We start from the raw sequence: 11,723 nt of genomic DNA on the forward strand, positions 1-11,723 counted from the left end.
AAAAAGAATAAGCATCCACGTGAGCAATGATTTAACTCAAAAGATTTATGTTGCCGGTCATCGCGGCATGGTTGGCTCAGCAATTGTGCGTAATCTGCAAGCTAAGGGCTACACCAATATAGTCACCAGAACTCATGCTGAACTTGATTTAACGAATCAAGCTGCGGTACAGGCCTTCTTTAAAGAAGAGAAACCTGATCAAGTGTATTTGGCTGCCGCTAAGGTTGGTGGTATTTATGCGAATAATACCTTTCCCGCAGAGTTTATTTATCAAAACCTCATGATGGAGGCAAATGTCATCCATCAGGCTTTCGTTAGTGGGGTTAAAAAACTACTCTTCTTAGGTTCGAGCTGCATCTATCCTAAGTTAGCGCCGCAGCCAATGAGTGAAGATGCTCTTCTCACTGGTAAGTTAGAGCCAACGAATGAGCCCTATGCCATTGCCAAAATTGCTGGTATTAAGATGTGTGAGAGCTACAACCGTCAATATGGCGATAGCCATGGAATTGATTACCGCTCAGTAATGCCGACCAATCTCTATGGTCCTGGTGATAACTATCATCCTGAAAACAGCCATGTCATTCCTGCACTGATTAGAAGATTTCATGAAGCTAAAGTAGGTAATGCTCCTGAAGTTGTGATCTGGGGAACGGGAACCCCGAGACGCGAGTTTCTCTATGTTGATGATATGGCGGCTGCATCAGTATTTGTGATGGATCTCGATAAGGCGACCTACGATAGCCAAATAGAATCAATGCAAAACCATATTAATGTGGGTTTTGGTAGTGATGTGACTATTGCAGAATTGGCAAAAGCAGTTGGAGATGCAGTAGGTTACGAAGGAAAGATTAACTTTGATATAACAAAGCCTGACGGGTCGCCTAGGAAGTGGATGGATTCTTCCCGGCTTAATAATTTAGGTTGGAAGGCTAAGGTAGATTTGACGCAAGGTTTGCAAGAAGCTTATCAAGAGTTTTTATCGCGGTGAATTCGACTTCAGTCATTATTGATCAAGTTATTTGTGTCTGCTGTAAAAGGGATGCGCAGGCCTGGGAGATTGCATCTTCTTACATTGTTCGCAACCTAAAGGCCAGGCATTACAAGGTTTATGTTCCCGATGCTGATCTTGAGTTATTCCAAGAAATTTCCTCAAAACCTTTTCAGGTCATTGGTGAGTCAATTTACACATCACAATTTGCCGCCGAAATAAAACGGCGACTCGATGCAAAAATTGCATCGCAATTTGGCTGGTACTTACAGCAGTTTATTAAGCTATCAGCGGTCAATGATTGCTTGCCAGATGAGATTGTCTTGATATGGGATGCTGATACTATTCCCTTAAAACCCCTCAGTTTTATCGACCACCAAGGGCGCTTGATTTACTACAAGGGGGCTGAATATCATCACCCTTATTTTGAGACAGTGATGCGTCTATTGCACTTAAGCAAAAAAATTAGATTCTCATTTATTGCGCAGTGCTTTGTTCTAAAAGCGGGTTGGTTACAAGAGTGTTTTCGTGAAATCGAATTGAGGCACGGCATGCCTTGGGTTCCAGCCTTGCTAAATAGCATAAGGTTTGATGAGGGCAATAGCTTTTCTGAATATGAAATTATAGGAACCTTTATATCTCATCGACATAGCTCAGAAATTGTATATACCGATAGAAAATGGTTGCGTTTGGGAAATTCTGCAATTGGACACCCCGCATTCTTGGGCCCCAATATTATTGCCGACCAATTGAATGATTATGACTATGCTAGTTTTGAGAAGTGGGATAAGGCTAAGCCTTACTTTTTAAAGGTTTCGTTGCCTTATTTCTTTAGGGTTTACTTGCCTTCATTGTTCAAATCCAAAAACCAAAGATAAACTCCTATTAAGCCATGCAGAAAAAATGCGCCTCCATTATTTTTGTCCATTCGGGTGAGAGTCCACCTCCAGAATATTTAACAAATGCCCTTGTGATTGCAGCAAAAGTTGCGCCACAATCCCAGGTTTATGCCTTGGTTAATAAATCTCATGTTGGAGATTTGGAGCGAGCTCTGCAGGCTGATCTTGGAGATTCCGATAATCCGCTACGAAATATTAAGTTTGTGGCAATTGAGGATATTCCGCAAAGCGATATAACTATGCATTTTACCAAAAATGCTGCCCTAGATCGTAGCTTTAGGAATGGATTCTGGTTTTCTGCCTCATACCGCTTCTTTGTGCTGGCTGACTTTATTCACTTCAAGGGGCTGGAGAACTGCATTCATCTTGAAAATGATGTTGTCTTGTATTTTGACCCTAGTGAAAAGCTAGAGCAATTTATCAGCTTTGCTACGTTTGCGGTGCCGGTCGATAGAGTGAGGGCGATTCCCGGGATTGTTTGGCTAAAAGATGCATCGATTGCATCTGAGCTGGTTCAATTTATTGCGGATCGTTTGGATGCAAATGATATGGATTCCTTGGGTGCGTTTGCCATGCGAAGGGATCTAGGGGCTAAGCCGCTCCCTACAATACCTTTGGAATATGCCAAGTCTAAAGACTTGGACCTTGATAGATATTGTCAGGGCATAGATGTATTTGGCGGCATTTTTGATGGTGCGGCAATTGGTCAATATGTTGGTGGCGTTCACTGGATGAATGACCCATCTGATACACGATTTTTTGAAAATGAAAGCAGCGACTTTCATTTAAGAGACTGCCGTTTTTCATGGGAGTATGAGCGGTTTTATAGATCTCCATTCATTAGTTTCGATGGTGTATGCACCAAAGTACTAGCTCTGCATGCACACTCTAAGGATTTGTTGGGGGTATCTCCCTTTAACTCAGGGGTTCCGAGCAATATTGAGTCGATGTTAACGGGGGAAAGAATTCAGGCGTTGGCTGATCTGACGATTAGCTCTGCTGGAGTTACTGCTTTTCATGGGCGAGAAAAGATTCAGACGCCTACGGTTTTAGAAATTACCGAAAAAGAAGAAAAGAAGTGGTTTAAGAAAAAACGCTTTGAGCTTCCACCTAATTTGGATTTTTTAAAGGCCTGTCAGGGCGCAAAGGTTATTTTTGTTTATACCCATTTGCTAGCTTATTTTAAAAGTTTTGTTGCCCCACGACTGCATGAACCATTTGTATTGCTAACGCATAATTCAGACCATGGTGTAGGTCTAGCGGATTTGGATTTATTAAATCACCCATCCTTGGTGGCATGGTATGCGCAAAATTGTGAAACCAGTCATACAAAGTTACATGCTTTGCCAATTGGTTTAGCGAATAGCCAGTGGGGGCCAACACGAGTTTCTGAGGTCTTTGATGCTGGGCATGTGTATCAAAAAACAAAAAACCTTTACGTTAACTTTAGTGCGAGCACTCACTCTGCGCGTCAATCAATTATTGACGTTGTCTCAAATATCCCGGATGTCACCATGGGAGCATCAGTGGGTTTTGAACAATACATTACTCAAGTAGCCGAACATCGTTTTTGCTTATGCCCCAGGGGTAACGGTATTGATACTCATCGTTTTTGGGAGGCTCAGTATGTTGATACGATTCCCGTCTTGCTCAAGCAAGATTGGACTTCGGCTTACTCCAATTTACCGGTTTTGCTTGTAGATGCTTGGGAAGATCTTTTGCGGTTAAATTGGGAAGAAGGCTATATTCGAAGATCTACTAGCAACTTTGACCGAAAAACACTAACCCTTGAGTATTATCGTCAGCAATTGCTTGCCAATATATGAAAATAAAATTCCGTCACTCTAATTTTCGAAGAGCCCTTAAGAATTTATTTATATCTGTCAGGAATAATTTAGTAGTGATCGAGCCCAATCTTGGTCTAGGCGATAGTATTGTTTGCTTGGCTTTGGTGCGTGAGTTATCCAGAAAAAATCCTAGAAAATATTATTATTATTGTTGCCTTCATTATTGCTACCATTCGGTGGCATGGATGTTTCAAGATTTAAGTAATGTTTATGTTGTGCCCATTAATGATGGTCGAGAGGCTAGGCAATTATCTGGTTTTTTGAGGGCTCGCTACTTACCCATTGGAGTGATAGGAGTTGATCTCCAGCGCTTCGATGCTTATTTTTATGAGCAACACCATGTTGCATTTGAAAAACGTTGGCTAGATTGTGCGGTATCGCCGGGACCCCAATCAGAGGCGCTCTATGAAAAGCTTAATCCTAATCATGAGCCCTACCTTTTGGTATGTAATCAAGAGTCTACAAAAATATTTTATGATTTGAAAATTTCTAATCCAGAAAATAAACTCATTATTTGGGTTCATCCTGCGACAAACAACATCTTTGATTGGGCTAAGCTGGCTTTGCTAGCCGATGAGATTCACTCTATAGACACCTCATTTGTACATTTTTTAGAGAGCTTATTTCAGCAAGAGGGCTCCAAGCAGTACATGAAGCCTTTTTATTACCATCTAGCGCGTAAGAGTAATACGGAGTTTACTCGCCGCCTTCCTTGGCAGGTGATCCAGTATTAAAGTAAGTTCTTTATATCACCTAAGTCGACAATAATTTGGCTTGAGAAATGATGGTGACTAGGCAAGCCAGTGGTTTTGCATTCAATATATTTTGTTAGGTAGGCTTTGAAGGCATTATAAATGCCACCGCCAGCAAACTCTTCTTGACTTAGTTGATCCCAACCTTTTGAAGAGAGTATGTAAAAAGGTTTATTTCTAGCAATTAAAATATTATGAGTAATCGAGCCATTTTCAGAGACGACGAGATCGGCCTCCCGAAGAATCGTTAGACATTGCTCGAATGTTATCTGATCTGGCCTGCAGATATAAAATCCTTCGCCCTTTACAAATTCAATGACCTCATCAATATTTGCAATGCGCTCTGAACGCCCACTTGTTAAAAACACTTTTTTAAATGAAGTATTGTCAGCAGGTAAGGATGCTTTGGTTTCGCCAAAGATTTGCGTGCAAAGCGATAGGTTTTGCCACGAACTCATTCTGGGAAATTGGCAGGCATTTGTAAAAATAAGATTATTTTCAAGAGCAAGTTTGGAATCGATCTTTTGCAAGCGTTCGGGATTGCCGTATTTGGTGATCACATGATCAAAAGAGTTTGGGGCTATATAAAATAATTTTCTCTTGGATGGTAGTTTTGCTTTTGATAGGGCGATGATGGCACCTAGGCAATCTCCTGAAAAATGACCAAAATGGGTGGTGTAGTAGGGTAGAAGTACGGCGGGTTCGTCTACCGTGATGCATGGCTTATTCCGTTGATGCTTCACATTCCCCCTCATATCCTTGAGGAATGAAGCTGTATTGTGAAATCCCATACTATCTTCAAGCGCAACCGTAGCAATCGAGGGGTTTGTTAGATCTGTGCTATCGCCAAAGTTAAAAGAGCGAAGCTCTACCCGCTTACCAGCATCGGCAATTTGTAGATTTAGTAAATCAAAAATAGCTACTGGTATGAAGGTGGTGCGGCATTCTGCTAGCCCAGTGATCGATTCTTTGAATTGGAATACCTCTAGGCGCTTTTTTAGTCCGGTAAGTAAATTCTGAAAGGCGGATTCGGTATTCATGATGTACTTAAAAATGTATGGAGCAAGATTAATTTAGATACCAAACTCAGCATCACGGCTAAGGCGGGGTAATATAAGATAATAGTAACAAAGCCATACGCACCTTAAATCATGCCTAAAGAAGTCGACCCTCATTACCAGTATTCCCCCAATCTCAGATCAGAGGTAAGCGCATTTTTGCCAGCTAACTATCAAAAGGTTTTAGAGGTGGGCTGTAGCTATGGCACATTTCGAAAGAATCTCGAACAAGCTAATGAATACTGGGGTATTGAACCTAATGTGGTAGTTGCCAATGAGGCTTCCCAACACTTGGATAAGGTGCTCTCGGGGTTGTTCGAGGAGGTTTTAGATCAACTTCCTGATGCATATTTTGATCTGGTCATTTGCAATGATGTTATTGAACATATGGCTGATCCCGACCAATTTTTGGAGCTAATAAAACTAAAGATGTGTCCTGGCGCTTCTTTGGTTGGGTCTATACCAAACGTAAGGCATATCTCCAATTTAAAGGGATTGCTGATTCAAAAAGATTGGCAGTATGAAGATGCTGGAATTCTAGATAGAACGCATTTGAAATTCTTTACCCAAAAGAGTTTGAAAAATCTCTTTTTAAGGCATGGTTTTAGGATCGACAAAATATCGGGTATCAACGATATTTCATCAAGGGCATTTTTCCCAAGAGTATTTGCAAGGCTGCTTTATCTCATCCTTGGTGATGACATTCGCTATGTTCAGATTGGCTTTAGGGTAAATCCATAACCCTTCACTTCCCATCTATTTCTATGGTCTATAAAAATCTTTCTCGATTAATCATTTAACTATGAGTAATCAATCCTTGATCCAACAGCCCCGCATAATTCCTTCATTCATTATTTGGGTGCAGGTGTTGATGTTTGCGATCTTGTATGCGGTTTGGGCATTACCTGAAACTATTTTGATACGACATATTTGTTTGATTGTTGGAGCGCTCCTAGGGGCTTACGAGATTTACCAATATCGAGCAGTGCTTTTTACTAAATACGCATTACCAATTTGGCTTGTTCTGGGGCTATTTGCGTGGGCTAGCTTTCATCTATTATTTTTGAGTCATGATTTTGCTCTGCAGCTTGAGGAATACACCAGCATTTGGAAACGTACTGCCTTAGGAGCTATATTTGCTCTAGGCCTGGGTCTTGCATTAAGTGGCCAAGACCCTAAAAAACAAAGCATCTATTGGCCTGTTTTTTATTTTGGACTATTGGCTCCAACCCTAATTTATATTCTGAAATATTGCTTGACTCACAATGGATCAAACTGGGGAATCAATGCGCCAGAGTATCTAAGGTTGCATTACGGCTCACTTCCCTTCTACGTTCCTAAAACTGCCTATGTATGTTTTTGTTTGCCCACCCTGGCTGTTGCGCTTGGACAGCTCAAGCGCAACATTAGCAGTCATATTTGGCTAAGCTGGGATAACGTCATATATGGAATGACTATCCCAGCGGTGTTCTTTGTGTTCTATGGTGAGAATATTAAGAATGGAGTGATATACGGAGCCTTTCTGATGCTGATCTTTTCAACCCAGGTATTTTTGGTTGACTTTAAAAAGCATTGGATTCAAAAGACGCTTCTTGCCGCCATTCTATTGATTGCTGGGGCAGGATTTATAGTCAATCACATTCAAAAGAATGCATCATGGCAAACTTTTGCTGTAGACGCAAAAATCGCGATCGATACTGATCGTTACGATCACTGGAAATTTAATGGTGCCAAAGGCTATCCCAATAATGAGTTTGGCGCGATGGTGTCAATTACTAATTACGAACGCATTGCTTGGGGCAAGGAAGGCCTTTTGTTATTAACTCAAAATCCCCTGGGATTTGGTTTGATTGAGCGCTCTTTTGGGCATTTAGCTAAAAAGGTCTGGCCCGAGTCCCTTTTGCATCAAAGCCACAGCGGCTGGCTTGATCTGGCCTTGGGAATCGGTATCCCTGGAATTGCTCTGGTTTTGGGGTCACTGGCACTAGCCATGAAGCAGTTATACCGACTTGATTTACCAGAAAATATCCCAAAATCAGCCCTTAATCGGGCTCAAAGTCCTTTTAAAGCCCCTTGGCTATCCTGTTGCTGGTGGATTTTGTTAGCTAGCCTGGTAATGTGGTGTACCACCGAGATTAGCCAAAAAGTCTTTCTTGATAGCCTGATTTTCTGGGTTGCTTTAGCTTCTAGCTTGGCCGCTGGCACGCGCTTTAGGCGCCTAAATCTTAGTCATTTAGGGCCGGGCAGCCCCAATTAGTTGAGTCCTAGCTAGAATTAGATGAATCTACTTTTTATAATGAGATAATTGAGATACTTTTAGTGCGCAAAATTAAGATTATTTAATTTTGGCTTGTACCCCATAATTGACTGCAAATGCACATGAATCAACCCTCGACCGACTTTCAGCAACGCTCTTACCCTGAGAATGAAGCAGAAATTTCTCTCTTGGATATCGTTAATTTCCTGCAAGCTTCTTGGAAAAAACTAATCTTAGCTTCAGTAGTGGGGGCAGTCTTAGGTTTGGGCGGGTGGTTTGTTCTAGGCAGCTACTCTGCGGAGTATGTTTTATTAAATAATAATAATAATAATAATAATAATAGCTACGCCCTAGACCTTGTTTCGTGGAAGATGCTCCAAAAAAGCCTGCCTAATTTAGCCGATCAAATGATTGAGGAAAACAAGGCCCCAGAAAATCAAGCGTCCCTTTTTAGGGCAATGAGTAGTGATGCGTGGTGGCAAAAAAATGCAGTGCCTAGCTATGCGCTATCAAAAGCCGATACCAAAGATTTGGCCGGCATTAGCAAGGATTTAGATGCTGCTTCAACCACTATTTTGAATTTAACACTGACTGCCACAGGCTCATCCAAGGAGCAATCGATTGATAATGCGCGCGCAGTAAGTCAATTTTTACGATCTGGCGGCGCCTATTTACAGTTGCGCTCCTTGCTCAATGGTTATGAGAGTCAAACAATCAGTACTGCCGCTGAAGTGCAGCAAAAAATAGCCAATGCTCAAATTGAACTTGGATACCAACGAGAGCGTGTCAAAGCTTTGGAGGAGCTGCACAAGCGTTACCCAAATAGTCCCACAGGAATAACGGTAAATCAGCAGTTGGAATCTGGAAGCACGAATGGCAAGTATCTGCCACTAACGTCTCAAATCATCGCTGCAAATACCGACATTAATCAGTCCAAGGAAGACATTGTTCGCCTTCAAAGACGTTTGGACCAAATTGCTCTGACCAAAACTTTCTTAGACCAAGCGTTGCCACTGCAAGACCAAACGTTTGATGGTTTAGTCTTAGATAAACAGCTACTAGAGATCGAATCAAGCCTACGCGCTAAGTTAGCAAGCGACGATAGCAATGGCGTCGAGTTCTTAAATGAATTACATGCCCAGCTACTTGCTATCCAAGTGCGCTTCACTAAGGGATTAGAGGCCAATACCGCGCCCACTTCCAGCGGCAAAAAGGGCATGACCAAATCGACGGTTGGCGGCTTAGCGGCAGCGTTCTTCTTGATGCTGTTAGTGCTTCTGGGCGGGCGGGTCTGGCAAACGATTAAAAGCGGTGGTGCTAAGTGAAGATCTGGGCCAAGGTAGTGGATCGAGATCGGGCATTAGCGGGCTTGAGCTTCAATTGAGTAATTAGTTAGGACGCCAATAATTGGAATTTTCAGGACAGTCCATTGACCATTCAATGAAGCGGCTATGGCGTCATATTAATCGGCGTCGACGTCTTCAGTTTGCTCTACTGCTTATATTGATATGTTTAGGATCATTTGCAGAGATCATTAGCATCGGTGCAGTATTACCTTTTCTTACAATTTTGGCTTCGCCAAGCCGCGTCTTTGACCTGCCAGCTGCGCAACCTCTTATCAGTTATTTCAATATCAAGTCGCCGGATCAGCTTCTGGCGCCACTATCAATAATTTTTGGGGTAGCAGTTATTTTGACTGGATTTATGCGCATGGTTCTTCTTTGGGCAAGCACTCGCTTATCTTTTGCTGCGGGTGCTGACCTTAGTAATGGTATTTACAGGCGCACCCTTTACCAGCCCTACTCAACCCACATTGCACGAAACAGTAGCGAGATAATTAACGGAATTTCAAATAAGGCAGATGTAGTTATTAATAGCATCATCATGCCAATATTGACTCTATTGAACTCTGTTGTAGTTTTAGTTTTTATTTTGACTGCATTACTTTTTGTCGATCCGAGAGTGGCAATTGCAGCATTTGGCGGTTTTGGAATTATTTACGTTCTAATTATTCAAACCACGCGAAAGCGCCTTTTGGAAAATAGCAAAACTATTTCACGTGAGTCAAACCATGTTTTCAAATCCCTTCAGGAGGGTTTGGGTGGTATACGAGATGTATTGATAGACGGCAGTCAAGAGGTTTTTTGTCAGGTATATAGGAGTGCAGACGAGCGATTAAGAATGGCGCAGGGAAATAATCTGTTTATTAGCCATAGCCCACGTTATGGCATGGAAGCGCTTGGAATTGTGCTGATCATTTGCTTGGCCTATGTAATGTCGAAAAGTGCAGATGGCGCAGATGCAGCCATTCCTATCTTAGGCGCACTAGCCTTAGGTGCGCAACGATTGTTACCAGCGTTACAGCAAGCTTATGGGGCATGGTCTAACATCAAAGGAGGTCAGGTTTCCTTGGATGACACGCTTGATCTTTTGGACCAACCACTTCCGGCTTATTCCGATCAAGTCGAAGTTTCACCGCTAAAGTTTGAAAATTCTATCGTGATGCACGGCATTTCGTTTCGTTACACGGAAGATACGCCATGGGTAATTCAGGAAATAGATTTAGAGGTAAAAAAAGGGAGTCGGATTGGATTTATTGGTGAAACAGGGAGTGGAAAGAGTACATTGATTGACATTGCTATGGGGCTGTTATTGCCAACGAAGGGCCAGTTGCTTGTTGATGGTGTTTTAATAACTGAAGTAAATGCACGTAACTGGCAGCCCCATATCGCTCACGTGCCCCAGGCAATATATTTAGCCGATAGTAGCATTGCGGAAAACATTGCCTTTGGATTACGCAAGGAAGATATAGACTACCACCGAGTTATAGAGGCCGCTAGACAGGCGCAAATTTCTGACATCATTGAAAAATTGCCTAACAAATATCAGACATTGGTTGGGGAGCGCGGAGTTCGCTTATCAGGCGGTCAGCGCCAGAGAATTGGTATAGCAAGGGCTTTGTATAAGAAGGCTAATGTCATTATTTTTGACGAGGCCACTAGCGCGCTTGACGGAGGCACTGAAGAGGCAGTAATGCAAGCCATAGAGGGTTTGAGTAAAGATTTAACTATTTTTATTATTGCCCACCGTCTAACTACTTTAAAAAAATGTGACCGAATAATAGAATTAAAAAATTCTAAGATAAGTAATGTGAGCACATATGCTTCTTTAGTTAGCCAAATATCTACAACAGAAAAAACTAATGAGCGTTGAGAAATGATATCCGTTATTGTGTTTACAAAAGACAGGCCAATGCAGTTAGATGCATATTTGGAGAGCTTAATGCATTACTCCAAGTTGAATGAGAGACAAATTTCAATAATCTACAAAGAAAATAAAAAAATAAATTATAAAAAGGTGATTGAAAAGTACTCCAATTGCAATTGGATATACGAAGATAATTTTTATGAAGATTTAATTAAGGCAATCGCTCTTTCTGAAGAGTACATTGTTTTTGGTTGCGATGACGTTGTTTTCAAAAATAGCCTACCAATTGAATATGCTGAAAGTTTATTAAAAAATAGCAAGGAAATTTTTGGATTTAGTTTTAGACTCGGGAAAAATATTAAACCGATCCCAAATTCGGTCTTAAGGATAGGTCAACATATGGAATGGGAGTGGGCTGGCGTTACTGAGGCCCATTACAATTATCCCTGGGAGTTGGATTGCACACTTTATAGAAAGGGTGATATTCAGAATATTTTGAATAGCTTTGATGGGAAAATGACCCTGTAAATAAATTTGTGTAAGTTCCCTCGGCCAATTAACCTTCACAGAAGGATAGCCACATGGAACATCACACAATGGATCGTAGTAAATTACAAGCCTTAGCCAACGAACTAGCCAAGGATCTCAAAACCCCAGAAGATTTAAATATGCTCTCTCAGGAGCTAGTTAAGCTCACTGTAGAGGCAGCCTTAAA

The 11,723-nt window shown here is 41.6% G+C and carries 10 protein-coding genes; 9 read left to right on the plus strand and 1 reads right to left on the minus strand.

Annotation, left to right across the window (positions count from 1 at the left end; translation table 11 throughout):
* Window positions 1-19 precede the first annotated feature (19 nt).
* The 4 genes from fcl (at window position 20) to VC188_RS03035 (ending at window position 4,468) form a co-directional block, all read left to right on the plus strand.
* On the plus strand, window positions 20-988 hold the full coding sequence (gene fcl / locus VC188_RS03020; RefSeq protein ID WP_323482968.1) for a GDP-L-fucose synthase: 969 nt from the start codon (window positions 20-22) through the stop codon (window positions 986-988).
* Window positions 985-1,866, plus strand: coding sequence for a DUF6492 family protein (locus tag VC188_RS03025; RefSeq protein WP_323482969.1), 882 nt, complete (start codon window positions 985-987; stop codon window positions 1,864-1,866). The genes fcl and VC188_RS03025 overlap by 4 nt, the downstream gene beginning before the upstream one ends.
* Window positions 1,867-1,880: 14 nt before the next feature.
* Window positions 1,881-3,713 carry a hypothetical protein gene (locus VC188_RS03030; protein ID WP_323482970.1) on the plus strand — a complete coding sequence of 611 codons (1,833 nt, stop codon included), beginning with the start codon at window positions 1,881-1,883 and terminating at the stop codon, window positions 3,711-3,713.
* Between the two features lie 206 nt (window positions 3,714-3,919).
* Window positions 3,920-4,468 (plus strand): hypothetical protein, encoded by a 549-nt coding sequence (locus VC188_RS03035; protein WP_323482971.1) that lies wholly within the window; start codon window positions 3,920-3,922, stop codon window positions 4,466-4,468.
* On the opposite strand, the gene VC188_RS03040 is transcribed toward VC188_RS03035, so the two are convergent.
* Window positions 4,465-5,526 carry a glycosyltransferase 61 family protein gene (locus VC188_RS03040; RefSeq protein ID WP_323482972.1) on the minus strand — a complete coding sequence of 354 codons (1,062 nt, stop codon included), beginning with the start codon at window positions 5,524-5,526 and terminating at the stop codon, window positions 4,465-4,467. The two genes, VC188_RS03035 and VC188_RS03040, sit on opposite strands and share 4 nt — an antisense overlap.
* Before the next feature lie 111 nt (window positions 5,527-5,637).
* Between VC188_RS03040 and VC188_RS03045 the strand changes: the two genes are divergently transcribed.
* From VC188_RS03045 to VC188_RS03065, 5 genes are all read left to right on the plus strand, one after another.
* Complete coding sequence (locus tag VC188_RS03045; RefSeq protein WP_323482973.1) at window positions 5,638-6,285, plus strand: class I SAM-dependent methyltransferase; 648 nt, start codon at window positions 5,638-5,640, stop codon at window positions 6,283-6,285.
* A gap of 61 nt (window positions 6,286-6,346) precedes the next feature.
* Entirely contained in the window at window positions 6,347-7,801 is a 1,455-nt protein-coding gene (locus VC188_RS03050; RefSeq protein ID WP_323482974.1) for a hypothetical protein, read from the plus strand.
* A gap of 122 nt (window positions 7,802-7,923) precedes the next feature.
* Window positions 7,924-9,126, plus strand: a complete 1,203-nt coding sequence (locus tag VC188_RS03055) for a hypothetical protein (protein ID WP_323482975.1) — start codon at window positions 7,924-7,926, stop codon at window positions 9,124-9,126.
* Between the two features lie 82 nt (window positions 9,127-9,208).
* Window positions 9,209-11,014, plus strand: a complete 1,806-nt coding sequence (locus tag VC188_RS03060; protein WP_323482976.1) for an ABC transporter ATP-binding protein — start codon at window positions 9,209-9,211, stop codon at window positions 11,012-11,014.
* Between the two features lie 3 nt (window positions 11,015-11,017).
* Window positions 11,018-11,536, plus strand: coding sequence for a hypothetical protein (locus VC188_RS03065; protein WP_323482977.1), 519 nt, complete (start codon window positions 11,018-11,020; stop codon window positions 11,534-11,536).
* The last annotated feature ends 187 nt before the right edge of the window (window positions 11,537-11,723 follow it).

The sequence above is a fragment of the Polynucleobacter sp. MG-28-Ekke-A2 genome, assembly GCF_035012985.1.
Lineage (GTDB): Bacteria > Pseudomonadota > Gammaproteobacteria > Burkholderiales > Burkholderiaceae > Polynucleobacter.